Annotated in this window: 31 protein-coding genes; 22 read left to right on the top strand and 9 right to left on the bottom strand. The window is 65.8% G+C overall.

Annotated features, from left to right (window positions below):
- Positions 1 to 11 precede the first annotated feature (11 nt).
- The 5 genes from DEI94_RS19195 (at position 12) to DEI94_RS19215 (ending at position 3577) form a co-directional block, all read left to right on the top strand.
- Entirely contained in the window at positions 12 to 2156 is a 2145-nt protein-coding gene (locus DEI94_RS19195; RefSeq protein ID WP_111025152.1) for a DEAD/DEAH box helicase, read from the top strand.
- A gap of 65 nt (positions 2157 to 2221) precedes the next feature.
- Complete coding sequence (locus tag DEI94_RS19200; protein WP_111025153.1) at positions 2222 to 2440, top strand: hypothetical protein; 219 nt, start codon at positions 2222 to 2224, stop codon at positions 2438 to 2440.
- Positions 2437 to 2613 (top strand): hypothetical protein, encoded by a 177-nt coding sequence (locus DEI94_RS19205; RefSeq protein ID WP_181441669.1) that lies wholly within the window; start codon positions 2437 to 2439, stop codon positions 2611 to 2613. Before DEI94_RS19200 ends, DEI94_RS19205 begins: the two co-directional genes overlap by 4 nt.
- 107 nt (positions 2614 to 2720) lie before the next feature.
- The gene (locus DEI94_RS19210) at positions 2721 to 2951 is read left to right on the top strand and encodes a hypothetical protein (protein ID WP_111025154.1); all 231 of its coding nucleotides are present in this window, start codon (positions 2721 to 2723) and stop codon (positions 2949 to 2951) included.
- A complete protein-coding gene (locus DEI94_RS19215; RefSeq protein WP_181441670.1) occupies positions 2948 to 3577 on the top strand; it encodes a PIN domain-containing protein in 630 nt (209 codons plus the stop codon). The genes DEI94_RS19210 and DEI94_RS19215 overlap by 4 nt, the downstream gene beginning before the upstream one ends.
- A gap of 794 nt (positions 3578 to 4371) precedes the next feature.
- Here the strand turns inward: DEI94_RS19215 and trxB are convergent.
- Positions 4372 to 5298 (bottom strand): thioredoxin-disulfide reductase, encoded by a 927-nt coding sequence (gene trxB / locus DEI94_RS19220; RefSeq protein WP_111025156.1) that lies wholly within the window; start codon positions 5296 to 5298, stop codon positions 4372 to 4374.
- A gap of 103 nt (positions 5299 to 5401) precedes the next feature.
- Here trxB and DEI94_RS19225 point away from each other — a divergent pair, with 103 nt between their 5' ends.
- The 8 genes from DEI94_RS19225 to DEI94_RS19260 all read left to right on the top strand — a co-directional run bounded on the left by DEI94_RS19225 (position 5402) and on the right by DEI94_RS19260 (position 11798).
- Positions 5402 to 5689 carry a hypothetical protein gene (locus DEI94_RS19225; protein WP_111025157.1) on the top strand — a complete coding sequence of 96 codons (288 nt, stop codon included), beginning with the start codon at positions 5402 to 5404 and terminating at the stop codon, positions 5687 to 5689.
- A gap of 74 nt (positions 5690 to 5763) precedes the next feature.
- Entirely contained in the window at positions 5764 to 6096 is a 333-nt protein-coding gene (locus tag DEI94_RS19230) for a hypothetical protein (RefSeq protein WP_146249360.1), read from the top strand.
- A 21-nt stretch (positions 6097 to 6117) separates the two neighbouring features.
- Positions 6118 to 6924 (top strand): HNH endonuclease family protein, encoded by an 807-nt coding sequence (locus DEI94_RS19235; RefSeq protein WP_111025159.1) that lies wholly within the window; start codon positions 6118 to 6120, stop codon positions 6922 to 6924.
- A gap of 34 nt (positions 6925 to 6958) precedes the next feature.
- On the top strand, positions 6959 to 8002 hold the full coding sequence (locus tag DEI94_RS19240; protein WP_111025160.1) for a hypothetical protein: 1044 nt from the start codon (positions 6959 to 6961) through the stop codon (positions 8000 to 8002).
- A gap of 75 nt (positions 8003 to 8077) precedes the next feature.
- Positions 8078 to 8485: a hypothetical protein gene (locus tag DEI94_RS19245; RefSeq protein ID WP_111025166.1), complete on the top strand. Its 408-nt coding sequence runs from the start codon at positions 8078 to 8080 to the stop codon at positions 8483 to 8485.
- A 320-nt stretch (positions 8486 to 8805) separates the two neighbouring features.
- Positions 8806 to 10065 (top strand): hypothetical protein, encoded by a 1260-nt coding sequence (locus tag DEI94_RS19250; RefSeq protein ID WP_146249361.1) that lies wholly within the window; start codon positions 8806 to 8808, stop codon positions 10063 to 10065.
- Positions 10066 to 10086: 21 nt separating this feature from the next.
- Entirely contained in the window at positions 10087 to 11226 is a 1140-nt protein-coding gene (locus DEI94_RS19255; protein ID WP_111025170.1) for a sensor histidine kinase, read from the top strand.
- A complete protein-coding gene (locus DEI94_RS19260) occupies positions 11223 to 11798 on the top strand; it encodes a response regulator transcription factor (RefSeq protein WP_111025172.1) in 576 nt (191 codons plus the stop codon). The genes DEI94_RS19255 and DEI94_RS19260 overlap by 4 nt, the downstream gene beginning before the upstream one ends.
- 17 nt (positions 11799 to 11815) lie before the next feature.
- Here the strand turns inward: DEI94_RS19260 and DEI94_RS19265 are convergent, their stop codons facing one another.
- From DEI94_RS19265 to DEI94_RS19280, 4 genes are all read right to left on the bottom strand, one after another.
- Positions 11816 to 12349, bottom strand: coding sequence for a hypothetical protein (locus tag DEI94_RS19265; RefSeq protein ID WP_146249362.1), 534 nt, complete (start codon positions 12347 to 12349; stop codon positions 11816 to 11818).
- A gap of 232 nt (positions 12350 to 12581) precedes the next feature.
- Positions 12582 to 13094, bottom strand: a complete 513-nt coding sequence (locus tag DEI94_RS19270; protein WP_146249363.1) for a hypothetical protein — start codon at positions 13092 to 13094, stop codon at positions 12582 to 12584.
- Complete coding sequence (locus DEI94_RS19275; protein WP_146249364.1) at positions 13079 to 13561, bottom strand: PIN domain-containing protein; 483 nt, start codon at positions 13559 to 13561, stop codon at positions 13079 to 13081. The genes DEI94_RS19270 and DEI94_RS19275 overlap by 16 nt, the downstream gene beginning before the upstream one ends.
- A gap of 101 nt (positions 13562 to 13662) precedes the next feature.
- Complete coding sequence (locus tag DEI94_RS19280) at positions 13663 to 16062, bottom strand: glycoside hydrolase domain-containing protein (protein ID WP_111025178.1); 2400 nt, start codon at positions 16060 to 16062, stop codon at positions 13663 to 13665.
- 298 nt (positions 16063 to 16360) lie between these two features.
- Here DEI94_RS19280 and DEI94_RS19285 point away from each other — a divergent pair, with 298 nt between their 5' ends.
- From DEI94_RS19285 to DEI94_RS19305, 5 genes are all read left to right on the top strand, one after another.
- The gene (locus DEI94_RS19285) at positions 16361 to 16930 is read left to right on the top strand and encodes a hypothetical protein (RefSeq protein WP_111025180.1); all 570 of its coding nucleotides are present in this window, start codon (positions 16361 to 16363) and stop codon (positions 16928 to 16930) included.
- On the top strand, positions 16930 to 17361 hold the full coding sequence (locus DEI94_RS19290; protein WP_111025182.1) for a hypothetical protein: 432 nt from the start codon (positions 16930 to 16932) through the stop codon (positions 17359 to 17361). The genes DEI94_RS19285 and DEI94_RS19290 overlap by 1 nt, the downstream gene beginning before the upstream one ends.
- Before the next feature lie 9 nt (positions 17362 to 17370).
- Positions 17371 to 17850, top strand: a complete 480-nt coding sequence (locus DEI94_RS19295; protein WP_146249365.1) for a hypothetical protein — start codon at positions 17371 to 17373, stop codon at positions 17848 to 17850.
- Between the two features lie 291 nt (positions 17851 to 18141).
- Complete coding sequence (locus DEI94_RS19300; protein WP_111025186.1) at positions 18142 to 19023, top strand: hypothetical protein; 882 nt, start codon at positions 18142 to 18144, stop codon at positions 19021 to 19023.
- A 63-nt stretch (positions 19024 to 19086) separates the two neighbouring features.
- Positions 19087 to 19623: a hypothetical protein gene (locus tag DEI94_RS19305; RefSeq protein ID WP_111025188.1), complete on the top strand. Its 537-nt coding sequence runs from the start codon at positions 19087 to 19089 to the stop codon at positions 19621 to 19623.
- Positions 19624 to 19685: 62 nt separating this feature from the next.
- Here the strand turns inward: DEI94_RS19305 and DEI94_RS19310 are convergent, their stop codons facing one another.
- The gene (locus DEI94_RS19310; RefSeq protein ID WP_111025190.1) at positions 19686 to 19988 is read right to left on the bottom strand and encodes a hypothetical protein; all 303 of its coding nucleotides are present in this window, start codon (positions 19986 to 19988) and stop codon (positions 19686 to 19688) included.
- A 309-nt stretch (positions 19989 to 20297) separates the two neighbouring features.
- Positions 20298 to 21029: an MBL fold metallo-hydrolase gene (locus tag DEI94_RS19315; RefSeq protein ID WP_181441671.1), complete on the bottom strand. Its 732-nt coding sequence runs from the start codon at positions 21027 to 21029 to the stop codon at positions 20298 to 20300.
- Between the two features lie 224 nt (positions 21030 to 21253).
- Between DEI94_RS19315 and DEI94_RS19320 the strand changes: the two genes are divergently transcribed.
- Together DEI94_RS19320 and DEI94_RS19325 are read left to right on the top strand one after the other, a co-directional pair.
- Complete coding sequence (locus DEI94_RS19320; protein WP_111025194.1) at positions 21254 to 21961, top strand: SDR family NAD(P)-dependent oxidoreductase; 708 nt, start codon at positions 21254 to 21256, stop codon at positions 21959 to 21961.
- Positions 21958 to 23010, top strand: coding sequence for a hypothetical protein (locus tag DEI94_RS19325; protein WP_146249366.1), 1053 nt, complete (start codon positions 21958 to 21960; stop codon positions 23008 to 23010). The genes DEI94_RS19320 and DEI94_RS19325 overlap by 4 nt, the downstream gene beginning before the upstream one ends.
- Before the next feature lie 3 nt (positions 23011 to 23013).
- Here DEI94_RS19325 and tnpB read toward each other — a convergent pair whose 3' ends face one another.
- The gene (gene tnpB, locus DEI94_RS19330) at positions 23014 to 24531 is read right to left on the bottom strand and encodes an IS607 family element RNA-guided endonuclease TnpB (RefSeq protein WP_284183759.1); all 1518 of its coding nucleotides are present in this window, start codon (positions 24529 to 24531) and stop codon (positions 23014 to 23016) included.
- Between the two features lie 250 nt (positions 24532 to 24781).
- Between tnpB and DEI94_RS19335 the strand changes: the two genes are divergently transcribed.
- Both DEI94_RS19335 and DEI94_RS19340 read left to right on the top strand, forming a co-directional pair.
- On the top strand, positions 24782 to 25309 hold the full coding sequence (locus DEI94_RS19335) for a helix-turn-helix domain-containing protein (protein ID WP_111025200.1): 528 nt from the start codon (positions 24782 to 24784) through the stop codon (positions 25307 to 25309).
- A complete protein-coding gene (locus DEI94_RS19340; RefSeq protein WP_111025202.1) occupies positions 25306 to 25881 on the top strand; it encodes a DUF6036 family nucleotidyltransferase in 576 nt (191 codons plus the stop codon). The genes DEI94_RS19335 and DEI94_RS19340 overlap by 4 nt, the downstream gene beginning before the upstream one ends.
- Before the next feature lie 170 nt (positions 25882 to 26051).
- On the opposite strand, the gene DEI94_RS19345 is transcribed toward DEI94_RS19340, so the two are convergent.
- Positions 26052 to 26354 (bottom strand): hypothetical protein, encoded by a 303-nt coding sequence (locus DEI94_RS19345; RefSeq protein ID WP_111025204.1) that lies wholly within the window; start codon positions 26352 to 26354, stop codon positions 26052 to 26054.
- Positions 26355 to 26536 lie beyond the last annotated feature (182 nt).

The raw sequence follows: 26536 nt of genomic DNA on the forward strand, positions 1-26536 counted from the left end.
ATAGAAGGGGTGTGAGCACGGGAACAGCGGTCATCAGCGGCACGTACAACAAGCCGCAGCTGAAGCTGTACTTCCACCCGTCCACGCCGCACGCCGACTCCCCGCACCGCACCCTCAAGGAGTGGCTGGAAGAGGGCCTCATCGGCGGGAAGGGCGGTCAAGCGTTCTGGAACCGCAGCCTCGGCTGCTGGGTCGTCTCCGCCACCGGCGATGACCCAGACCGCATGTTCTCCCGCGCCGGGTTCGAATTGGACTTCTCCGAAACCCCCGGCACGACCCTCGCCGACATCATCAACCTCAACGAGCTCGTCACCCCGATCAGCAGACTCACCGCCAACGGCGCGAACGCGATGGTGCTACCCCGCCTGTACGGCTTCGACAACACCAAGAAGATCCTCGGCGCCGGAGCCCGCTGGGACCGGGACTTCAAACGGTTCGTGTTCCCCGCCACCGACGCATTGCACCGCAACGCTCCACGGAAAGGCATCCGCTGGGATCCGGCCATCATCGCCGCCGCCATCGAACAACGCGGCCGGGTCACCACCCGCGAGGACCTCATGGACGTCGCCCGGAAAGCAGGCTCCGCGAAGGACATCCTCGAGATGGACGCCGACGACGTTGCGAAGCTCATCACCGAGGTCGGCGACGTTCCCGACTGGTTCGGGTTGGACCTGTTCCCGTTTCAACGCATCGGTGCGATCGCCATCGCCGCCGGCCACAACGCGCTCTTCGACGAGCCTGGGCTTGGGAAAACCCGCCAGTCAATCGCCGCGGCCGCAATCCTCGGCGCGAAGCGAACCCTCATCACCTGCCTGCCCGTCGGACTCACTGGCTGGCGTCGCGAGGTGCTCGAGTCGAACCTGCACACTCTGGGCGGCCAGTACCCGAACGGCGATGTCGCCGTCATCCGCTCCGGGAAGAAGGAACCGGTCTTCCCCGACACCGGTGTCATCATCACCTCCGACGGTCTCCTGTCCGCCCGCGACGACCTCCGACGGCGCCTCATGGCGTGGGGTCCGGAAGTGTTCGTCTACGACGAAGCGCATCGCGGGAAGTCCTACGACTCCAAACGCTCCCAAGCTGTCCTCGAAGTCGGTGTCGCCACCACGAAGACACCGCTACCCGTCACCGGCACGCCACTGCTGGCGAACCCGTCCGAACTCGCCCCCATCCTGGAACTCTCCGGCCACCTCGGACCGGTGTTCGGCGGGAAAGCGGCGTTCCTCGAGCGGTACTGCCGGGAGGACGGCTTCGGCGGCTACCGAGTCCGCAAGGAACACCTCCCGGAACTCAGCGCGAAACTCGCCGACCATGTCTGGGTTCGCCGCCGGAAGCGGGACGTCCTCCCCGACCTTCCGCAAACACAGCGGGTCCCGAAGTGGGTGGACGTGCCCCTGACCGAGTACCGGAAAGCGCACCGCGAAGTCATCGGGAAGCTCACCGACTGGGTGAAGAAGTGGCGGAAGGAGAACCCCGGACAGATCCTCGACGAGGACACCATCCACGAATACGCCGCGTCGCAGGTCGGACTCGTGTCGCTGCTGCGCCGCGCCGCCGGCCTGGCGAAGGTGGACACCGTCGTCGAAGACATCCGCCGCCACGTCGAGGAAACCACCGAACTCGTCGGCGGGAAGAAGGTGTTCACTCGACCCCTCATCGTATGGACGCAGCACCGCGAAGTGTCCGACGCGATGGCGCAAGCCGTGCCCGCAGCAGTCGCCGAATCCGGCATCATCCGCGGCGGTGTCTCCCACGCCGAACGTGACCGCCTCGTCGCCGAGTTCCAAGCCGGCCGAATCCCCGTCCTCGTGTGCTCCATCGCCGCAGCCGGGGTCGCCATCACCCTCACCGCCTCCTCCGACATGTTCTTCGCCGAATCCGACTGGACCCCCGCCCTCATCCGACAGGCAATGGACCGAGCGGAACGCATCGGCCAGACCGCGGACCGCATCATCGCCACCACCTACCTCGCCGAAGGAACCCTCGACGGCCGAATCCAGAAGGTCCTGAAAGAGAAGTCGAAAACCCTCGACATCATCTTCGGCGACGGCAACGACGTCTCCGTCATCGACGACGGAGACGACGCGCAGTCGTCCACCGAACTCGTCGAATCGCTGATCTACGACATCCTCAACGGCACTGTTGAGAAACCGTGAAACGGGACGCCGCGCTTCCAATCCGAAAGCCGCTGCTGATACTGGACCGCCGCATCTGCCCGGGCATGACCGCCTCGACTCCCGCTCCACCGCATCCCATCACCGTCGGCGACGACGTCACCTGGGGGATGCATCCCGGCATCATCGGCACCGTCACCGGCGACGCACCAGCAGCAGGTGAAGTTTGGGTCGCACTCCCGGGACGCGACCACGACGAGGCAGCGCACCGCATCTGGCTCCGCCGCCCTGACACGGCCCGGTCGCCGCATCTCACCGGAGCATGACCCGCAGCACCACCTGCACGTACTGCACGGCAACTCTCGACCTCACCGGTGCCTCCGACGACTTGTTCGCCTGGGGCGTGCACCGCGGCTGGGTCCTCGCGAAGCGTGCCGACACCACATGGGCCTACTGCCCGAACCACGCCGACATCACCGGCGCGACCCGCAACCGCTGACCGCCGTTCTCCTTCGCTCGGCCGGCGCCCGATGCAGCCCTCAACGGAAACGCACTTCCTGCCGACGCTCCGCCCATAGGTGGTTCGTGCGAACTACAATCGGCGCCATGCTCATGGTGACTCTGACCCTCGAAGCGGCGCGATCGCGTCTCGGACTCACCTCTGCGAACTTCCAGAAGGCCGTCGACAGCGGCGACCTCCAAGTTGAGCACAGCGGCGATGGTGACAGAGTCACCGAAGCGGCGATGGCGCGGTTCCGCTCCCGGCAACGTGAACGGAAGCTTCGCGGCATGGAGCGAATCACGGCACTCTCCAACGACGTCGGATTCACCGAGTGACGCCTCGCCCCACGGTGTTCGTCGACGCGAACATCTTGGTGCAGCGTGTCCTCCGCGACTACACGTTGTACGCCGACACCTTCGAGATCATCGACGTCAGGTGGTCGGACGGCGTTCTCGAGGAGATGACGAGCAACCTCGCTGGCAAAGGCCTCGTCCGCGGCGAAACCCTTCCGGAACGCCAGCACAACGCGGAGCGGCTCCGGGAGCTGATGACCGAGTACTACGAGTACGCCTCTGTCGAGGTGGAGCAGTGGGCCGCGACGACCGCGGACAGCATGGAGATGGACCAGAAAGACCGACACGTGTTCGCTGCGGCGCTCTCCGCCGGCGCCGACATCCTTCTGACCGAGAACATCAAGGACTTCCCCACCGAGAAGGCACTCGAAACGGCTGGTCTCGATATCCGGGTGATGACGTTCGGCGACTTCCTCACTGAGGTGCTCGTGCCGAATCAACGCGCGTTCAAGGAGGTGCATCGTCGGACGGTGGAGAAGCTCCGCGGCAGCGACGACACAGCAGTCATACGCCGTCTATGGAGTTCCCTGGGATCGCGCCACCCCAATGCAGTGCGCGCCGCCGCAGATGCCCTCGGGCTCGCGGGGGCGCTAGAAGTCGAGACATGATGCGCCAAACGACGCACCTCACTGCCTCGATTGCCTCCCAGTAGAGGGTGCTCGGCGGCGCAGCTCCGCCTACTGTCAGGATCTGAACAAGGCGAGGTAGTGCTCGGCGTCGAGTGCTGCGATGGCGCCTGCGGCGCGGGTGCGGAACTGCTCTCGCCGCTCCGTCGTCGCCTCATCCAGCCGCTCAGCAGGACTGTCCGTCGAACCGCCACTTCGGGTCAGCGCTGACGGCAGGGAGCCACCGCGTGCCGTCCCACCACCACTGCCCGTCATCCGACAACGGCGGCATCTTCGTTTGCCCGTTCATGTGGCATCGGGAGCGTCGCTCCACGGCCGAGCGTATTGACGCGGGCAGCTGTGCCGAATCCACTGGGAGGGGAACTCGCCGCCTGCTGCCTGGCCGTCAGAGGTTCTCGAGCTGTCGTTCGAGATCCCAATCCTCAGGTGGCCCCTCAGGAGACCACCAAGGAGCGCCAAACGTCAGCCAGTTTCGCCGCCAATGCTCGTAATCGATGCCTTTGTCGTCGTCCGAAACGCCGAACTGGTACCCGCAACAAGGGCAAATATCGAATGAGGGAAGACCATACTCGTTACGAGCTGGCTCGTGCAAGCCGAAATACCCGCATACGGGACATCCGAACATCATCACCAATTCGTTAGGGTGCCAGGCTGGCGTTTCGAACGTAGGTTGCGCTGCTTATGCCTCAGACCGTAGTCCTCTGACTACCCGACGGTAGTCAAACGGGCTAACTACCCAGCGGTAGTCAAGCCTGTCTTTGGCACGGGTGGAGCGGTCAGCTGGTGAGGGCTGCGAGGTAGTGCTCGGCGTCGAGTGCTGCGATGGTGCCGGAGGCGGCGGCGGTGATCGCCTGCCGGTAGGTGGGGTCGATGACGTCCCCGGCGGCGAAGACGCCCGGCAGGTTGGTCTTCGATGAGCGGCCCTGCACGGCGATGGTGCCTTCCGGGGCGACGTCGATCTGCCTGTGGATGAGGTGGGTGCGGGGGTCGTTGCCGATGGCGATGAACAGCCCGTCGAGGGGGAGTTCCGACTCGGTGCCGTCTGTCGTGTCCTGCAGTGTCACGCCGGTGACGGCGGTGTCGCCGGTGATGCCGACGACGTTCTTGTTCCAGACGAACTCGATCTTCGGGTTCGCGAACGCTCGGGCTTGCATGGTCTTCGACGCGCGGAGCCGGTCGCTGCGGTGGATGACGGTGACCTTGTCGGCGAATCGGGTGAGGAACGTCGCTTCCTCCATGGCGGAGTCTCCGCCGCCGACGACGGCGATGTGCTTCCCGCGGAAGAAGAACCCGTCGCAGGTGGCGCACCATGAGACGCCGTGGCCGGAGAGCCGTTCCTCGTCGGGGAGCCCGAGGTGCCGGTACGCGGACCCGGTCGCGTAGATGACGGCGAGCGCCTCGTAGGTGTCGCCGTTGCCGACGGTGACTTGCTTCACCTGACCGGTGAGGTTCACCATGACAGCGTCGTCGTAGAGGATGTCGGCGCCGAACTTCTCCGCCTGCTCCTGCATCTTCACCATCAGGTCCGGGCCCTGGATGCCGTCGGGGAACCCGGGGAAGTTCTCCACCTCCGTGGTCTTCGTCAGCTCACCGCCGGTTCCCACCGCCGACGCGACGACGAGCGGGGAGAGCTCGGCGCGTGCGGAGTAGATGGCGGCGGTCAACGCTGCGGGGCCGGAACCGATGATGATGAGCTGACGCATGAGGACCTTCCAGTAGGGGAGCGACGGGCTGGAACGTCTATGCGGCGGACCGGGCAGCCGACGCGACTGCACGAAACCGGACCGGTCCGCGCATAACCTCGGCATGCGAACCTTCGTGAACAGCCTCAAGCCCTCCCAGCGTGGTGCCGCTCTCGCCGCCGCGTTCATGGTCATCGCCGTCACCATCGGCGTCATCCGCATGATCCTGGACGACGCGGCGACCGACGGTCTGTTCCTCCTGACGATGACGTTCGGCTTCGCGTCGGTTCTCACCGCCCTCGCCGTGATGGGGGTCGCGGAAGCGCGCCGCCGTCGGAACGCCGACGTCGAGGAGGAGCACCTCGCCACCGTCACCCCGATTCGGACCGCTGGCAGGACCGACGCCGCATAGAACCCCTTGTGCCCATCGCGAGGAAACCCCGACCACCGAAGCTGTACCGGTTCGACCCGGTGAGCAGCCGTCCCGTGCTCCGTGCAGCCGACATCGTCGTCGCAGCGCTGCAGCTGACCGGCACCCGGTCCCTGGATGAACTCGTCGACGAGCTCCGGAACCCGGAGTCGGACGCGACCGTGAAGCTGAAGAGCATCCAGTTCGACACCGCGCAACTGGACCTCATCGACCGGTACCACGGGCACCTGCAGCTGCTGCGGAACAAACCGTCCGTCGCCATCGCCGAATGCCCCACCTGCGAGACAGTGTGGGTGGTGGGCACGAAGCCCAGCAAGTGCACCATCACCCGTGACTGCCCGGGCATCCCGGAGAAGTCGTCGAAGGCGAAACGAACCCCGCTGCAGTAGGTCGCCGCATACAGAACCGGCATGGGACGCAAGCTGCTGGTGACCGCGTTGGCACTCACCGTGCTGACCTGGTTCCTCATCAGCACCGGGCAGTGGAACACGGTCGTCGGGTCGTTCGCGCCCGCCCTCGTGGCGAAGGAACACCAAGCCGCGGGTGCGGTGCACTCCGCCGCACCGCAGCTCCCGTCAGCGCCACCGAAGGCGGTCTCCGACGGTGCGAAGCAGGTCGCCGACACCCTCCAGCATGCTGGTCTCACCGGCCACATTGCTGATGCCCGCACACCCTCCACCGCGGTGCACGTCCTCGACCACCTCACCGTCACCACCACGGCACCCACCCGCCCGTACGCTCGGGCAGCGTTCGGGACACCGTGGACCACCCCCGCAGACGGCTGCTCCGTCCACAACAAAGCCCTCACCCTCGGCCTCACCGGCATCACCTTCGTCGGAGCACCGAGCAGCTGCGTCGTCGCGGCCGGCCACCTCAACGACCCGTACACCGGCATCAAGCAGCCGTACACGCGCAGCAACCCCGCCACCGTCACCGTCGACGCGGTCGTCCCACTCGCGTGGGCGTGGAACAACGGAGCGGACACCTGGACCGCAGCGAAGCGGGCACAGTTCGCCGCCGACCAAACGAACCTCACCGTCGTCAGCGAGCACGCGACCGACGGGAAGAACAGTCATGGGCCCGCCGGCTGGATCCCCACCGACCACGCCTACATCTGCACCTACATCACCCGCTTCGTCTACATCGTCCACGACTACAACCTGACCGTGAACGCCTCCGACCAAGCCGTCATCCGCCGCGACCTCGCACAATGCTGAAGCGGTCCGCCGCATGCCCGCACACATGCCTGTCATGACGACGACCACACGCCAGCTCCGGAACGCGGACACCGGGAAGCCCGGAAACAGCGGCCACTTCGACGGGTTCGTGCGCTCCGAAGCGGACGACAGCGTCGACCTCACCGCGTCGTACCTCGCCATCGACGAGGACGTTGACGTGTTCTTCGACTCGCCCGTGGAGCATCCCGTCCAGGCGGACGTTGTCACCTTCGAGATGGGGGAGGACAACATCGTCCGCGACGCGCAGCGGCTCGCAGGCCAGGAAGTAGCCCGCATGGGATTGCCGTGGACCCTCGTCGAGGAAGTCGCCGGGGAGACCATCGCTGCGGTGTACAAGACCGCAGCGACCGCCCGAGCAAAGGGCGCGGAGACCACCATCGGTGGCGGGTTCATCCGGTCCGTCGCGCGGAAGACCGCCTCCCGCCACGTTGACGGGCACCGCCGCCACGAGGACTCCCGCGGCTTCCGCGACTGGAAGCTCCGCGTCGCAGCCCTCGAAGCGGAACTCGGCCGACACCTCACCGCCACCGAAGGGGACGCTGTCGCCGAGGAGATCCGCGACAACTGGCACGACAAGAACCACCGGCCGTCGAAGCACTTCCACCGTGAAGTGATCGTCAACTCCCTCGACGCGGAAACCACGCTCGACGAACCCGTCGCCGCAGACCCGCTCGTCGCGGACGGGTCCGCTCGAGCGCACCGCCTCGCCGACATGGTCGAGGAGAAAGACCTCACCCGCCAGCAGGCGCGACGACAGCTATGGAACGTGTTCGCCGGCGAAGACGGCGCCCCGGAAGCGGTGCAGGGCTCCGTCAAGCCGTTCACCGCCCGCACCGCCAAGCGAGTCGTAAAGGACGCCGTGCAGGTCGCGCAGAAGTGGGAAGACGGCGAAGCATCCCCGGAGGAAACCGCGGCGCTGTTCGCGCCGTTCGGCACCCTCGACCGAGCCGACCAGGCAGCCGTCGCGCAAACCATCCTCGCCCGCCCCCACTACGGCCACCGCATGTGGGCCGGCGCGCTGGAATTCGCAGCGAACACCGACGGGTACCTGGCGTAGCCGATGCGGCGCCACACGTTCGTCGGTTCCGCCCATAGCGGACGTGTGCGCGCACACCGAACTACGCTGAACCGCATGGCGGACCCGGCGCTCATCACGCCTGCACACCTCGCGCGACTCGTCGGCCGCAGCCTCGACGCCGGTGACACGGAAACAGCGAATCGGCTCATCCCGGACGCCATCAGCCGTGTCGCCGGCGCAGCCCGGCTCCCGGGTCTTCCGAATTCGTTCACCATGGTTCCGCCGAGCACCGGCGACAGCCGCTACGACACCCTCATCGCCACCGCCTACGCGTGGGCGCTCGAAGGTCGCGGGGTCACCCCCGCCGCGTGGATGACCGACTGCGCGCCACTCGTGCCGGAGTGGATGTGGGACGGCGAAGACGCCACCGACGAATACCGCACCTTCATTCGTGCGCAAACCCCGGACCTGTTCCTCGCGAAGGGGCTCATCCTCCTCGCCCGCGACTTCACGACCGCATGAGCGAGGACTACCGGCCGTTCACGCCCGAGGAGGCGCAACGTCATCGACGGGAACCTCTGAGCGGCTGGGTGTGCCCCTCCGCGTCGCGTCGGGCTTTGGTCCGCGCGTAGTCACGGTGTGAACGGACGGGACTGAACGGACACTCGGGGTGGGGCGTCGACGTCGTCGCTGCTCGGGGCCACACTGGAAGCGTGGGTGGGGATGGCGGTGACGGAGAGCAGCATCCAGCTGCAGCGCTCGACGCGAGCCCGGACGCTCCAGCATCCGTTTCCGGCCCGCACCGGCAGACCATGACGTCGACGCAGACGCACGTTGACCACGTGGAAACCACCGACGATGTGACCAGGCTCGCCACCTTGTTGGAGGACCCGAACCGGGACATGCCAGTCGTGGTGCTCTCCACCCCCGCCGGTGACGTGCAGCCGCGGTTCCTCATGGACCAGGTGGTCCGAGACCTCGGCGGCAATTCTTTCATCAGCGTCATTCCCACGGGGCCGCTGACGTTTCGTCTCGGCGATCGGCTCGGGGAGGACTTCACCGTCTACGGTGGCGCCGCCCGCGTGTACCCGCCCGGCACGGACTGGCTTCATGACCGCACTGCCGCCCCCATCGTCTTCGCGTACGCCGACTCAGACCGCCGACACATCACCGACACCCTCACCCGCCGGGTCGTGGAGGCCACCGCGGCAGCAGCACCGCCCGCGTACGAGGCGACGGTTACGAGCAGCGCCGGCGCCAGCACGCAAACCCTCACCGTCGACGGGCCCGACTGGGACACCATCATGTCGGCCGTCACCGAACAGCATGAGCAGCGTCAGCAGCAGCCGCCACCGCAGGAGTCGCAGCCGGCGCCGCGAACCCGGAAGGACCTGATCGCCGAGGTCGCCACCCTCACCGCCCGTATCGCCACGCTCGAGCAGGACAACCAACGGCTGAACGCCATCCAGACGGGGAACACCAACCGGACTCTGCGAAACACCATCACCAGTCTCGAAAAGCAGCTCGCCGCCGCACAGCAGCAGCTGCGCGACGCGGACCTCACCCGTGCACGCGTCGAAGCGAAACTCGCCGTCGCACTGGAAACCGTCCGCGAAACCGGCCGCCGATACGCCCGAGCCGCGAAGAAGGGCGGCAACGCCGTCTCCACCACCAGCTGCCCCATCCCCATCGACCAGTTCCCCACCGCCGACGCAGCCGCCCGGCACGCCATCCTCCTCGCCTGGGTGGACCGCGTCCCCGCCACCGAGAAAACGGAACGCCCGCTACCCGACTACGACGTGCTCCCCGGCTTCGTTGACTCGTTCACCGACCTCACCGACACCCAAACCAGCAAAGCGCTCCGCTGCGTCGTCGACATCCTCACCGGCCGGGAGAACCTTCCCGCCCGCCGCGTCCACCCGCTCCGCACCAGCGACGCCGGCAACGCCCCCGCCCACGTCCGCGCCGACGGCGCCGTCTGCTTCCGCGCCAACATCGAAACGAACACCGCCTCCGCCCGCCGCCTCCACTACTGGAAGCGCGGCGACGGTCGCATCGAACTCATCCGCATCGACGTACGAACCCTGACCGGCGTCCGATGAGGGGGCGAATCCCCCACCCGCATGCTGATGGTTCGGGCAGGTGCCTCCGGAACGTTGTCGTCGGCCGATATGGTCGGGGGAGGGGGAGTGGTGGGAACTCAGCAGGATACGCAGGACGTTCAGGGGCTCATTGAGGTTGTTGCGGGGCGCCTCGCTGGGCTGCTCGCTGCGCGTCGGGGTCCTCTCGCGGCAACAGGGACCTTGGATCAGGAGCTGCTGCGGAACGTCGAGGAGATCCTTGTCGAGACGGTGAGAACCGTGCGGTCCGGACAGCGGCCGGCCGCTGTCAGCGTCGATTACGTCGATCCGGGGTTCGCGGCAACCGCTGAGCTCCGTGCGGAGCAGAACGTGCATCCGGCGGAGAGCCTTATGGCTGCTGAGGCACTGTTCGATGTCGCCATCGAACCGGTCACCGTCACGCTGACGAAGGATGGGTTTACCGCAGCTGATGCCGCACGAGCACTCCACCATGCGATTTGGCGGCGGTTTCCACCCGGCGCTATCGCGTACACGAACATGCTCCGCCGTCGGCTCATGACCGCTGAACATGACACCCGCACCCAAATCGCCCGCGACCTCCACGACCGGGTTGCGCACGGCATCCTGACATCGCTGCAACGGGTTGAGCTCGCGGGACGGCTTCCCGACGACGATGCTCGCCACACGATGCTCCTCGACGCCGCCACGCTGCTCCGCGGCGCTGTCGACGACGTCCGCTCCGTCGCCTCCCGCCTCCGGGAGCAGGTTGGCGGTGACGGGCTGCAGACCGCCATCCGCCGGTTCGCGGAAGAAGCAGTCGCCGGCGCCGCTAACCTCCGCATCACCGGAACCGGAACCGACGGCATCCTCATGCGATGGCAGGAGGAGGAAATCCTCGCCATCACCCTCGAAGCGGTGCGGAACGCCGTCCGGCACGCCCACCCCCGCACCGTTCGCGTGCATCTCAGCCAGCAACCCGACCACGTCTCCGTCACCATCAGCGACGACGGACACGGAATGGGCACCCGGCAAGAAGACGGGCTTGGCCTCGCCGGCATGCGCGAACGAGCGGCGCTCCTCGGCGCAACCCTCACCATCACCACCAGCAGCGACGGCACCACCATCGCCCTCACCGTCCAGCCGACAGCAGCGGTCGCCCTCGGCGACGGGAACCGCCAATGAAACTCGTGCTCGCCGACGACCACACGATGTTCCGCGAAGGGCTCCACGCCCTCCTCGGCACCATCCCCGACATGCACGTCGTCGCGCAAGCAGCAACCGGCGCTGACGCCGTCACCGAAACCGTCCGACACAACGCCGACGCAGTCATCCTCGACGTCGAAATGCCAGGACAATCCGTCTTCGCAACCGTCGCCGCACTCCGCCGACAACGACCACACACACGCATCGTCGTCCTCACCATGCACCAGGACGACGCGCTCCGCCGCGACCTCCTCACCCGCGGCGTCACCGCCTACCTGTCAAAAACCGACCCCGTAGACACCGTCGCCGACGCGCTCCGAACGGACCACCACAGCCTCCCCACCAACTCCGCCAACGCCGCCCCACTCAGCGACCGGGAACTCGAAGTACTCACCCTCGTCGCCAGCGCGCTCACCAACCAGCAAGTCGCCCAACACCTCAACCTCGCCCCAGGCACCATCAAACGGCACCTCGCCAACATCAGCGACAAACTCGGCGCCGTATCCCGCCTCGACGCCGTCCGCAAAGCACACCTCCTCGGGCTGCTCTAGCAGCGGCCCGACCTGCGCTACAACCTCGAGTACGCCCACAGGTAGACGCGTCCGTTCAGCTGTCCCGCATACACGGAGGTGAAGCCGGTCGCTCCGCCGGTGATGTTAGTCACCCCGAGCTCGGCTAATTCCGGCACTTGTGCCGCGTCGGCAACAGGAACAGCGTCGTGGCTGAGGATGGACAGCCACGAGTCCGCCGTGGCACCCTTCGGAAGTTCCACGACGACCTGAATCTGGGGACGTCCGGTGATGCCGGCAGTTGGTTCGGCTTCAGCCGTAAGAACTGTTGCCCCCTGCGGAATGGTGCGGCCGAACTTGGCTTCGATGGTTCGGGTTGGAACCGCCGTGCAGGACCACGGGGAGTGCCCGTCGCAGACGCCGTACGTGGAGCTGCTCGGTTCCGCTGCCGGATGAACCCCGGAACGGATAGCGCTGGCCGCCCAGAACAGGCCACCGAAGACTCCTCCGAGAAGCAACAGGAGGATGCCCAGGATGAGCGCGCCAGCGCCGAGAGCACTGCCAAGGCGCGGGCGCCACGAATCGGAGGGCACGCCCAGAGTCTGCCGCAAGCGTGCCCTCCGTTTCGTCACCCGGAAGACGGATTCGTCTACTCCTTCTCGAGGGAATTGATGCGGAACATGTCAGAGAACGCCTTCCCGAACTTCGTCTTCTCCTTATCGGTGAGCGAGTTATAGCCCCCGCCGACCAAGTACCCCTCAAGAACGACTAAGTTCCCCCGCCTTCGCAGCAACGCGGACAACGGTGGCGTCTGCGCTATCCACCTCATCCCTGTTTGATGATCGAGTAGATGTAGACGATGGTGGAGTTCCCTTTGTGTCCCTCAAGGGCGACCAGGTTCCCCCGCCTTCGAAGCACGCTGATATCGGTAGCGTCGGCGTTGTTCAATGCTCTGCGGCCGTTGTCTGTCAGCAGTGCGAGGCTGCTGTTCGTCTCGGCAGCGGTGTACCCATCGCCTCGAATTACGGGCTCTCCGGCTCCGTGAACCTCGATGAGTCCGCTGACATACGCCGGACCACCGTTCAGCCCCACGGTGCCGGGCAGCGATGCCGACGACTGCAACACGCGCGCATCAGGATCGGCCCAAGCCAGTCCGGATGCGAGCTCGAGGGTTTCCAGCGGCACATGGTTGCAGCGCTGGGTCAGTGCGAGGCATCTTCCGAAGGTGGTGTGCGGAAAGAGTGTGTTGTATCCAGCGACACTGAGCGCCCCTGCCGCGAGGGCGGCGACAAGGGCCGCTACACGGGCGTTCCGTGCCCGCCTCAAGAGTTCAGCCACACGAGGACTGACACCCAGGTTCGGCCGTCCTTTGTGCCGGCCCAGAGCGTCTGCGCTCCTTCGGACGCTGTTGTGATCCCGGTGACGCCGTACGCGCTGAGGCCACCGGCGGTTGCGCTGTCAGCTGTGGCTGGAACAGGGGCTGCGGTTTGGAACCAGTCACGCGGAGTGTCGCCGCGAGGCAGTTCGATGACTGCGCTGAGGTACGGGTCCTCTCGCGCGATGTCTCGATACGGTTCAGCGCTGGTCTCGACGATGGTCGCGCCCGCGGGGATGGACACATCCCCGTACCGTTCGATTGCTGCCTTCGGAACGTGACGGCACGGTGTTGTCCCTGTGAAGGTGCACTTGCCGAACCGAGTCATTCGTGGCCGGTCCACCTGCTCAGCGGCGTGCCGGGCGGCGAGCGTCACGCCCACGACGACGCCCACCGGAATTGCGATCGCGACCAGCAGCGCGACAACCACGGCGACAACCAGGTGTCGAGTCCTATGGGGGACGATGCTAGCGGGCGGCATGAGTCCAGTGTGCCGCCCGCTACCATCGTTGCCATCCGCCAGTCGAATGATTACCCGTTCCGGTAGCTGTTGAACACCTGGACGAACGCCGCGGCGGAGCCCGCCTGATCTGTGGCGCTCAGGTCGCCGACCAGATGCACATGTTGCAGGAGGCTGATTCCAGTGCGGAAGGCGTCGAAGGCCCCATCGGAGCTTTGCGTGAACGTGGATTCGACGACGTTGTAGAACTCCGAGTCGTTTCCACCGAATCGGAGGTTGTAAGCGTCGGCGAAGCGGTTGTTGTACGACGTGGGATCCGTGTAATAGGCGCGAATGATGTCGGCAGCCTTCTCGTTCGGTGCCTGCTGGATGGCATGTCCGAGGAGCATCCCATCGATGTCTTCGAAGAAGTCTTCCCGCGGGAAGGTGTCGTATGCTCCGGGCGTGGTCGTGGCGATGTGCTCGAGGAGATAGTTCTGTGCTGTCTTGCCAATGGCTGACCCAGACGGGTCGAGCTTCCACTCAGTTGCTTGGGTGAAGAAGTCACCCACCCAGCCGCCACCGTCTCCGAGGTTGATGCTCAGGTCACTGTTGATGCCGTGTTGGCGAACAGCGTCCGCTGACGCTGCGAGGTGCTCCGTACCCATCTCGACGGCCCACTTACTCGGCTCGACAAAGTGTTCGATTCGTCCCACGCCTTGCGCTTCAGCCCAAGTGATGAAGTCGAGGTCTCCGACGCCGGCGACGACGTCCCATTCGATTGGAGCGAGCGTTCCGCTGGTGTCGGTGCCGCCGCCGACCGTGGACTTGTTCGCTCCATAGGTCGGGTAACGCAGGTACTGAAGGAACAACTGGTTCGCGGCGTAGCCGAGTCCCTTCCCACTTGCCGCCCACTGATTGGCCAAAGCCTGCACGGCGTCGAGCCAGTCGAACAGCTGGTCAAGGGCGCCTGTCGGGTTGACGCTGCTGATGCCAGGGTCTCGGCCGGACGCGACGTCCTTATCGATCTGCACTGCCCCGCTGCCCGAGCCGACAGTGAGCGTTTGAATCTGGTTGTACGTCCAGTTCTGTGGCAGGGGGTAGCCGAGGTTCCCGCTGAAGCCCGTGGACAGCCCGGCGATGAAGGACGCACGGGCAAGCCCAGCAGCAGAGACCAGCGCGCAGGTGTTCCGCGACCCGTAGATGCCGACCGCGTATCGGTTGTCGTAGTCGCGCTCGCTCATCCGGGTGGCAATGGCCTGAAAGTACGGGATGATGTCAGCTTCGACGTCCGCTTCGATGACGTCAACATCGACCGCGAAGTAGATCGTCGCCCCGGCCGGGATGCCGTAGGAAACGGCAGCTGCGTAGGCACGTTCAGCGTCTGCTGTTCCTTGCGCTGCGGTGAACCAGGACAGCGCGTAGCCGCCTTCTTCGAAGATGGGGAACAGGCGGAGTCCGGCGGCGAAGATGGTGGCGAGTTCGCCGGGCTTGATGTTCTTGTCGAGCGGGTTTGTCACCTGTTCGTTGGTGAGGTAGCGGCCAACGGTGGTGTATCCCGCTGCTTTGAGTGCGGCAGCGCGGTCGGCGGTGATGGTCGTTGCCATGTCGGCAGCGGTGCCGGGGCGGGTGGGGTCGCCGGTGCTGACGATGAGTTCCGCCCAGGTGGTGTAGTCGCCGATGCCGGTTTGCTCTGCAGCAGTGAACCCCTCAAACTGCTGAAACTGCTTCACCACTGCGCTGTCGGAGGAAGTGAAGGTGCCGTTGAACGGCACCGGGTAACCGTTGAAGAGCAGCGCGGCCTTGAACAGGTATACCCATTTCCCGGTGGAACCGACACGGACAACGGATGCGGTGCTGGCCTTGAGCTGGCTGCCGGTACCCGGGCCGAACGCACCATCAGCGGCGCTGTCTGACTGCCCAAGCTCGTACTGAATGCCGCGGACCAGGTTCTGCTGCGTCGTGCGGTCAAAGATCCCGCCTGTCGCGTTGTAGTAGAAGCCGGTGTGGCTGCCGTAGGTGGCGTTGAGGTATTGCTGGGCTTGCCGCACAGCGTCAGACCCGCCGGTGACCTTCACTGCAGGGTCGGTGCTGAGGAGCGCCCGGAACGTCTTCGGAGTGAGGCCGGTGACGGTGCCACTCAATCCGAGGTCCGCGGAGAGCTTCTGCACCGAAGGAAGGGTGTCTGACCAGATACCGTCGAGGCTGGCGCCGCTGTATCCCTTGCAGTACAAGGCTGCTTGCACGAGCGTGATCCAGGTGGAGTTGTCACTGCCGGTGACGTTCCCGTGTGCCTGCAAATCCGTCCAAGTCGTCGGACCGAAGGATGGGACGACGGGGCTGATGCCGAGCAGGTGCTGAAGCCCTTCGATGAGGGCGTTTTCGGTGCCCTGCCCGGTGACGCCGTCTTCGGTGACCTTCGTCCAACCGGACACCGAGCCGAACGTCTTGTTCAGCCACTGCTGGGATGCGAGTACCCACTGATCTGCCATTGCTGTGCCTTCCGTCTGTTCCTGTGGACCATGTTGGTCTGTGCACGAGGCTTCTCGGCGTTGACCGCCGCGGGGAAGGGAGATTCACGGGGAAATGGCCCATTCGGGCCACGACGAGCAACTGCTGATGAAGTGGGCCGAACGGGCCATTCCGATGAAACCGCGACCACGGATAGGTTCCGAGTTGCGTCCTATCCGTCGCCGCTTGGGGCGACCTTGAGGCGCTCATTCGGCCGCTGTTCGCAGGCAGTTAGTTTCATGGCCGACAGCCAGCGTCACACATCACAAGGGGGAAAGCTTGAAGAAGAAAACGCTCGCCGGCTTAGCCATCGGCGCCGCCGCGGTGATGGCTCTAACCGCAGGAGCCATCGGTTCGGCGAACGCGTCGGTCATCCCCGCGAACGCCACCGACGCGCAGCTGCTCGCTCCGTCGATCCATTCGCAAGGGTCGGGGTTCTACTCGCAGGCGCAGGTGCCGTCGGTGTGGGCTGCGGTCACCGGGCACTTCCCGGCAGCGCTGCCCACCGGCTACCAGTTCCCGACGGCGACGCCAGCGGAAATGCAAGCCAACGGGAAAGGACCCCGCGTCTACCAGGAGGGGCTCCCCGATGTGCTCGCCGCCCAGTACTGGCGGTGCGCGTGGCTCGACTACTCCCTGCAGCCGAACCTCACCGCCATCCAGGCGGATAACGCCAACACCCACCTGAAGATGAGCACCTATATGGCGCTTCCGTCGGTGTCGGGCCACGTCCCCGAAAGCGACCTCGAAGCCGCGATCGCTTCCACTGCGTCGGAGGACAACGTGTCCGCACACCAGGCCGAGTTCACCATGATGTGCTCCACCCTAAACATTGAGAAGAGCAACTGATGCGCGGGAAGCAGCGCCTCGTCACGGCCATCACCATTGGAGCGCTCCTCGCCGGCGGGGGAGCCATCGCTGCGGAACCCGCAAGTGCGAACTCCGGAGCGATCAGTGGAAGCGGCAACAACGAAAACTGGATCGTCGGAGTCAACCAGTACATCAACGCCCAGGGTGGTCGAAACGAGGTTCGGACGGAGGTGACTTCGGTAACCGGCGGCGCGACTATCGACCTGCGGCTCGAGGACAACGGAACCATCTACTGGGAGAAGGACAGCCCACCGCTGAACACCTGGTACACAACGACGTACAAGGGCGGTTCGGTCGTCTGGCCAAATGGTGCTTTCTACGTCGAGTACAAGCTGGCAGACCAGTGCGGTGGCAGTGGGTGCGGAACGCTGAAATGGAGCGGTAACCTCCAATGGAACCTGCCATACTAAGGAGGGCTGGTGCGAACTCTGCTCACCGCTGCTTCCGCAGTCGTCGTGATCCTTTCACTGGCGGCGTGCTCGAGCCCTGCGCCACACGTCACAGCAACCCGCTCCTCAGCTCACACGGCGAAGGCGCTCGCTTCGGACACTCCTGATCCGAACATCGCCGTCACCTGCGCGGGGCTTACCGAACTGCAGACGAACCTGCAGGCAGCGGAAACTGAACTCAGCGCCGGAACGATTGAGGACGACGGGTATGCCGCGATCGTGAACCTGGCGTCGACGAACCTGTCCGCGCTCAGCCGAACACCGAATCGGGGGCTGGTGGCGGATCTGGCGTCGCTGCAGGATGCGATCAGCACCTCGCCGCCCACGGTGAAGGGTGCGAAGTTCAACCCGGACGGTGCGACGTTCACGTCCGCGATGCAGGATGCGGTGCGCGACTGTCAGAGGAACGACACGCCGCTGGTCGCGTACGCGCCGGTGGACCAAGGATAGCGAGCAGGGGCTGAGCTCGACTGATGAGGTGGGTTTTGTTTCGCCGCGCACACACCTGGCGTGACTTTATCTTCTACTCGCCGAACGGCGCTTGGCCTCGGCAGCTACCGGAACGGTGACGGTGCGCTCGTCTCGTCGGGTGCGTTCGCTCCGGTGGCGCATTCTGAAGCGGCCGTGAGCCTTGCTCCGGTGGGGGAGCCGGCCCGGTACGGTCAACAGCAGACGGCGGTTCCGCGCATAGAGGGTGTGTCGCGGAACGCGGCGCAATCCGAGCAGATGAAGGACCAGCCGATGACCACAGCGACGGCGCCCGCCGTGAAGTACTTCCGTGACCGCCGGCGCGGTTTCGAGGACGTGCAGCTGCACCACGACGCGGTCGCCGGGATCCTGTCCGACCGGCTGAACCTGCCGGACAACGACGCCCGGAACCTTGCGGCGGACCTCATCCGCAAGGACTCGCTGCCGGAGAACGGCATCACCCCGCATTACGCCAGGGCCCTCGACGACATCTACGAGCTGCGTCGCGCCGCCGCCTACGAAGCGCGAGTGCTTGAGGCTCACTACGAAGGCATCTCGTCGTTCCCGAAAACCCGCTACGGGGTTGCCGTTCAGTCGGTGGACCGGCTCCGCATGCTTGCGCGGGGCGAGTACGCCGCAGTGGAGTTCACTCCGTCGGTGCGACGCGGCATCCGAGACGGGTTTAAGGCGCTCGGTCTCGACGGGACGCTGACGAACGATGAGTACGAGCAGGAGCAGCCGCTGCTCGTCGAGGACCCGGCGGTGCGGGCGAGCCGGTTCCGGGCCCTGCTCGCCGAGCACGGTGATGCTGCTGACGAGGTCGCTACGGAGATCGCCACCCTGCCGTATTCGGGTCGTTCCGGCGCGTACTCGGAAGCGGTCACCGAGATCTACTCGCTGCGGGGCATTTTCGCGTTCGAGGCGGAGAACCTCCGTCAGCACCTCGAGATGAAGACGTTCCCGAAGTCCCGCCGCGGATTCGCGGAGGAGCAGCGGAACCGGTTCATCGCCGCTGCGCAGGGTGAGCCGCTGGCGGAGGAGAGCGTCAGCCAGGAGCGGGAGCTCAAGCGGCTCGGCGCGTCCACCACCCTGTCCCGTGCCGAGTTCGAAGCCGGCGTGGAGAACGGCCTCTGGGGCTGGATGGCCACCGACTGAACACGATGAGGAGCGCCGCGACTAGCAGGTGACGAATCCCCACGTCGGGGTAGGCTCGGCCGTATGCGACTCCGCGAGATTGACGGCTTCGGCTGGCTTCGCGTTGTCGCCGTCGCGGTGATCATGGCTGCTGGCTGGTTGCTGATTTCGACGGAGATCCCGCATCTGCCCGAGTTCGTCCGCGCTGGGGTAGCAGTGGCGGTAGCTGTCGCTATCGCCCTACTCATGATTCTCACCTGGCGACGCCAGGGCGGGTACACGCGCACCGAGTCGCTCCGCCACTGGGTTCGCGGGGGCTCGGAGCCCAAAGGTGTCACTCCGCGGGCGCGCGTCCGGTACCTAGCCGGCGTCGTTGGACGAGGTGTGAGCTACGCGTACCTGCAGCTCGGTGTCGGCGGGATCTGGCTGGTTGTCTCCGCCTTCGATGTGGTGAACCATGGGGACCTTCCGCGTCTCTCGCTCCACCTGCTCACCGGCGTTATCTGGGCAGCCGCAGGCGCCAACGCACTGAGGATCCGAAAGTGGCTGCCGCGGGCGCAGCGCCTCCTCGACGAGTCTCGCCGACAGGAGTACCTCGAAATTGAAGCCCGTCCGGCGTAGCGCCGGACGGGGAAGTTAACCGCGGCCGTCCTCCCCCCACTGAAAGGACGGCCGCGGAGCTTTCACCAGGTGGCGGGGAGCCCTGTCTCGTCCTGGTGGACGCGGCGGCTCACGTTTCGCACCTGTGCGAGCAGTGCTCGAGCGGCGGTGACGGTGATGCCGAGCGCGGTGCCGAGCGCGGTGAGGGACGGTGCGGCGTCGTTGCTGAAGAACGCGTCCGCCCAGTAATCGGCGACGGAGCCGAGGTGCAGGGACATGTCGTAGCAGGTGGCGATCGTCATCTGCATGACCTCACGGAACTCGATGTCGGACAGGATGGGCGTGTTGTCGCTGGCGACTGCGGACAGGTGCTCTACCGTGAACATAAATCCTCTAGAAGCGTTGAGTGGTTCGACCTGGGATGACGGCGCCGGAACGGTGTTGCACGGCGGTCGGGTTGCGACTGGTGGGGGAGTAGGCAAGTGCTGAATCCCCTCGTATCCGTGATCGTGGATGACCGGTCGGAGTGCGGCTTTCCTGGTTGCGCGGATGGAGAACTCTCCTCCGAATACCGGGTCACTGAATGTGCTGGTCAACGTCACGTCCCCCTGGACGGAAATGGTGCGAGCTGCGCTCGCAAGCGGTGATGAAGTTGCTGCTGCGGCGTCCGAGACGAAGCCCGACGCGGAGCGGGTTTACGTCGACGCCATGGCTGCGATGCGAGCCGGGCCGTGGCCGGGAAGAACGGTGACGTCCAACGGGAACGCTTCGGCGGTCCGTTTCGCCTGAGCGGGGTCAGCGCTGAACAGCGGGTCGATGGCGCCGCTGTTTGGCTGTCGGTAGGTGAGATGGTCGGTGACGTACGCGTCGCCGGTGACGAGGATGTTGTCGCCGAGGATCTCGTACGCGGTGCTTCCAGCGGTGTGCCCCGCCGCTGGGTGCGCGCGGATACCGAAGTCAGCCAGTTCTTCCGCAGTGAACCCTCGAGCGGTGGGGATAGCGACCGGGCGGAGACCGCCGGCGCTGATACCTGCGCGAAGCCACGCGAGAAACTTCGGGCGGAGGAGCTTCCTACCCATCTTTCCGAGCGTGATCTGCTCCCGCTCGGGCCCACGGACGGCGGCAACCTCAACCGGAGCGGCAAGGACGGCGGCCTGCGGGTGCTGAGCAAGTACGCCGGGAACCCCACCGATGTGGTCGGTGTGAGCGTGGGTGACGAGAACGGCGGCGAGCTCCTGCTCGTCAGACACCGCTGCGACCGTTCGAATGTCGCCGAGGACACGGTCAGCCTGGGCGGGGTAGCCAGCGTCGATGAGGACCACGCCGCGCGGCGTGGTGACGATGGTCCAGTTCACCAGCGGCGAGTGGGCAAACCACACGCGGTCACTGACCTGAGAAAGCTTGGAGGCTACAGCCGGGGCAGGCATCAACATTCCTTGAGTACGCAGAGTGCGAGAAGGGGAATGGACACCGCCGCCGACATCCGTCGGAAGGGTACAAGTCCGTGTCCTCAGAGCGTATGCACACGCGGAGTCGGAGGCAACTCTGAGGTTCACGTACCCCTCACCCCAGAACAGGGGCCCCACAAACGGGGTCGCTAAACGCGCTCGTCGACGGGAGTTGTCCAGAGCAACGCAGAGATACTTGTGCAATGAGTGACGTCTCCACGGACCAGAAAACCGCCCTCGTCATCGGCGCTTCCCGAGGCATCGGAGCGGCAACAGCCCGCCAACTCGTCGAACGTGGCTACCGCGTCGCCGGCACCCACCGCGCCGGCGGGCAGGTCCCCGACGGCGTCATCCCCGTCGAGATGGAACTCCGCGATGGAGCGTCCATCAAGGACGGCTTCGCTGCCGCCCTCAGCGAGCTCGGCCGACTTGATGTCCTCATCGTCTCCTCCGGCATCACCAAGGACGGCCTCCTCATGCGCGCGTCCGAGGACGACATCCTCGAAGTCCTCCGCGTCAACACCGTCGGACCCATCCTCGCCGCGAAAGCCGCCCTCAAGCCGATGATGAAGCAGCGCTCCGGCTCCATCGTCCTGCTGTCGTCGATGTCGGTGAAGTACGGCGTCGCCGGGCAGACCACCTACACCGCATCCAAGGGCGCCATCGAAGCGTTCGCCCGCTCCTTCGCCCGCGAATACGCCAACCGCGGCCTCCGCATCAACGTCGTCGCCCCCGGCACCACCGACACCGACATGATCGCCGCGATGACCGACGACGACCGCGCCGCGATGATGGCCGACGTCCCCATGGGTCGCCTCGCCACCCCCGATGAAATCGCCAGCGCCATCATCAACACCGCCGAGAGCACCTACATGTCCGGCTCCACCGTGTCCGTCGGCGGCGGCGCGTGAGTAGCCAACTCGGCATCGGGGAATGGGGTCTGTTCTGCGGCCCCGAAGCCAAGCAGCTCGTCATCTGCGGTGATGAGGTCTGCGGACCCGTGTCCGCCCGGAAACTCCTCGAAGAAGTGCCGCGCAGGCTCCTCCTCGATGAAGGACGCGTCACCCAGGCAACCCTGCAGGTGCAAGGCGACACCGCCATCACCGTCGAACACGGCGGGCAGACGTACCGGGTCGAAACCCGGCAGATCGTCTCCCCATGGAGCCACACCATCGTCGGCGTGTTCGCTGGCGTCTGGCCGGCCGACCAGGAGACCCCGCCGCCGCCACTTGTCGGCAGCTGGGAATGGGTGGTCAGCATGAACGGCTCCCAGATCACCGGCCGTCGCACCTTCTGGAACCGGGAACTGTTCGACCTCTACGAAGTGGCCGACGACCTGGCTCGGAGGTCGTTTTGGGAGGTTGACGTCTGGGCGAGCGAACTCATCGTCGAAGGGGACACCCTCCGTTTCTTCACCTCCCTCCGCGACGGCTACTGGGACGACTGGGCCGGCGTCCGCTGCGCCACCTTCAACGCCATCGCCGGGTACGGCACCACCAACCGGCACAAGAAACACCTCCGGCTCGTCGCCTCCAAAGGCAAAATGTCCAACGACACCGAACTCATCTTCCAAGGCTTCAGCTACGAGGTCCCCGAAGTGTTCGCCGACCGAGACCTCGCCGAGGAATACCCCACCGACAACGCCCTCGACGCGTTCATGAGCCTCGTCAACGACCCCATCGCTATCGTCGACCCGTTCACCCTCCAAGTCCTCATGAACACCCCCGCCTGGCGCCGCGAAGAATTCGGACAAGGACGAAGCCTCCGCGACGTCCTCACCGAAGACCCCACTGACGTCCGTGACTTTCTCATCGACGCCGCCGACGCCGGATCCACCGTCAGCACCCGCGACCTCGAAATGCGAACCGGCAACGGACCCCGCAACTACCACGTCAGCGTCCTCGGAATCGACCGAGGACCAGGACGCGACCCCCTCGCCCTCGTCAGACTGAACAGCTAACTGTCAGTTCTCATCTGAGGTGAGACTGGTCTCACCGGGTTGAGTGCTGCCCTGGCCTTGCGGCGAGGGAGTCCCCGTGGTGCTGGTGGGGTTGCGGTTTCGTTGGCTCCTGCCCGTGCCGGCGAATGCCGGTCGGGGCTTCTGGGTGCCTCCACCGCTGACGAACGAGCTACCCTCGTCCGGACCTGACTCCTCCGCTACCGACGCTGCTGCGTGGCGGGCGAGGTTGACTGCGGCGTTGAGGTCACGGTCGATGACCAGGCCGCAGGTGGTGCATACGTACTCCCGCTCGGCGAGGGTCAGCTTGGCTTTCACTGACCCGCATCCGGAGCATGTTTTGGAGGACGGGTAGAACCGGTCCGCGCGCACCAGGGTGCTCCCGAACCAGGACGTCTTGTACTGCAGCTGCTGGTGCAGCGTCGCGAATCCGGCGTCCGCGACGGACCGGGCGAGCCCGGTTTTCTGCCGCCGCCGGTTCGGCAGGAACACCCCCGGCCGGCTCGGGTGCGGCTTCGGCTTCGCCCGCGCGGTCATGCCCCGGACGTTGAGGTGCTCGATGCCGACCACATCGAACTCGCGTGCGAGTCGGGTGGTGAGTTTGTGGAGCCGGTCGGCGCGGAGGTTCGCCACCCGAGCGTGCACCTGCCGGATGCGCGCCTGGGTCCGCAGCCAGCCCGCGGAGGGTTGCTGCCGCCGCTTGGACACCGGGTCGACAGGGCCAACCTGCCGGGCGGCCTGCCGCTGTAGTGCCTTCAGAGTCGCGGCGGCTTTCGCGAGGTCTTTCGGTGCGCGGAGTCGTTCCACTTCGGTGCCGTCGGGGCGGGCGATGACGATGAGGTCCTTCACTCCCACGTCGATACCGACCACGGACTTCGGGCCGAGCGGTCGCGGCCGGACGATGGTGACCTGCTCGACCTGGAACGCGGCGAACCACCGGCCGCGGTCGTAAGAGACGGTGACGGAGTTCACCTTCGCCTGCCCCGCTTCCACGAGCCGGCCGAGCTTCCGGGTGGATTCGTGGGTGTGCACCTTCCCGATGCGCGGCAAGTGAATGGTGTGCCCGGTGGGCAGCAGCTTCGCGGTGACGCCTTCGAACTTCACCGACGGCTTCGACCGGGTCCGGGACTTGAACCGTGGGAACCCGACCGGCGCGCCAGCCCGCGCACCGTTCCGCGACTTCGACCAGTTGTCCAGCGCTGCGGCGAGGGCGAAGCAGCCGGATGTGTATGCCTCCCGGGCGTTTTCCGGCCACCACGGCGCCACCGTATCCCGCCGCGCCACCCACCCATTCCGGAGACTGACTTTCGACCAGGACAGTGACGGGGTCAGCTCCACGTCGGGGATCCCGTAGGAGCGTTCCGCGGCCCGCTGGTCCAGGTTCGCCCGCACCACGGCGAGCATCGTGTTGAACGCCACCCGCGCCGCGCCCGCGTGAGACAGCAGCGCCCGAGTCTGCGCGGGGGTCGGGTCCAGCGCAAACCGGTACGCACGCTGACGCGACCCAGCACCACCAGGTGCCATCGCCTCCCGCAACGCCGAACCACGCACACCCCCTCTATGCGCGGACAACGCCGGAACCGCGCGTCATTGCCTGCAGCGCTCCGTCTCAACGGTGAGAAGCATGCTCACCTGCGTTGAGAAGCGTCACTAACCGCCCGAGCCCGTCCGCGACCAGCAGCGCCCGCCACCAGAGAAGGTGACGGGCGCTGTCGCTACCGGGGTTCCGCGCATAGAATAGTGTGCAGCTGTAGCTTCACATCAGGAGGTTGGGATGCCGCAGAAGGAACCGCCGTCGGTCGATAGCTCCATACGGCGCGCCCGCCAAGCGAACAACGTCTCCGTGCGCGAGCTCGCCCGTCGCTTGCATGTCAGCCCAACCGCGGTGTCACAAATGGAGCGCTCGGAGGCGCGTGGCGCAATCCAGCTCGGAACGCTGCGAAAGGCGCTGCTGGCGGCCGGTCCTGTATCGGCGGGACCCGCCGCACCCTTCGAACGCCGAGAGGACCGCGTCAGCTTCGAGCTGCACCGCGCAGTGGCGAAGAAACTGATTGACGACCCCGACAGCGTCCTCTCCGTCGTTCCGGACAACCTCAAGAAGATGCGCGATCGAGTGCACGGTCCACTCGCACACGAATGGCTCAACGAGTGGGAACGACTGACCACCTCATCGGTCGGCGCGCTCGTCGACGCCATGCTCGCAACGAACGAGCACGCAGCGGAACTCAGGCAGAACAGCCCCTTCGCGGGCGCCCTGTCACAGGACGAACGCATCGAGGCGATCCGACGGGCATCAGCTTGAAACGGGCCGACCTGGACCTCGCCATTCAGCGAGCCTGCGAAATTGTCCGGCAAAGCAACGTCTACATCATCGGCAGCCAATCCATACTCGGCACCTACGGCGAGGAAGACCTCCCCGAGTTAGTCACCCTCAGCGATGAAGTAGACATCGCACCGGTGGCCGACGACCCCAACGAGATCGTCGCAGACCTGCTGGACGGCCAGCTCGGCGAGATGTCACAGTTCCATCAGGACAACGGCTTCTACATACAGGGCGTCGGGAAGCGCACCGCAAACCTGCCAAGCGGTTGGATGAAACGGCTGGTGCCGGTCAAGCCGCCCGGAGCCCCAGGGACCACCGGACTCTGCCTAGATCCCCACGACCTCTGCGCCGCGAAGCTTGTGGCCAATCGGCCGAAAGACATCACCTTCGTCAACGCCTTGCTCGACGCGGACCTCATCGACGGAAAGATCTTGCGAGCCCGAGTGGACATGCTGGACCCGAACGGTGTCTCCGGTTCAGGGATACCGCTTGCCCGACGTAGGGCAATCGAAAGTGTTAATCGACAGAACTCGAGGCGCGCAGCCGGGTGAGCAAGCCCCGGTTTAGGTAACAGCTAGCCGGACCCGGAGGGGCGCGTCTACTCGACAGCCGGGCTCCTTGACCTCGCGTCACCGCCTGGACGCGAAGATCGGGCCCGACCGGACGAGCCACATAAAGCCGACCGCTAGCAACTGCGCGGAACCGCGGACGCCTCTACCGCTCACCACGGTGCCGGCAGCCCGCCGGTTTCCTGTTCGTGGACGTGTCGTGCGACGGTTCGTACCTGCTCGAGGAGGGTGTGGACGGCGGTGAGGGGTTGTCCGATGGTGGCGGCGACGGCTTCGAGTGGTGGTGTGCCGGCGGTGGTGCCTGTGATGGTGCCGGCCCAGTGGTCGGCGACTGCTCCGAGTGGTTCGCTGCGGTCCCAGCAGGCGGCGACCACCGCTTGCGCGACCTCTCGCAGCTCAACTTCCGAAAGAACGAACTCGGCAGTGGTGGTCAGCGGTGCCTCCAGGTTCATCATGATCTTCCCCTCGTGTGTGCGACGAACAGAGCTGACGAGGCCTCGGCGCGAAGAGGGCGCACACGAGGCCAGACAAGCTCATGACACCGGGAGCAACCAGCCGCTGCCGTCCCCGGATCAACGACAGTAGCTAGAGCAACCGACACTCGATTCGAACAAGTGTTCGAACGGACGCAGAGCGG

Origin of the sequence: Curtobacterium sp. MCBD17_040, from assembly GCF_003234805.2 — a bacterium.
GTDB lineage: Bacteria > Actinomycetota > Actinomycetes > Actinomycetales > Microbacteriaceae > Curtobacterium.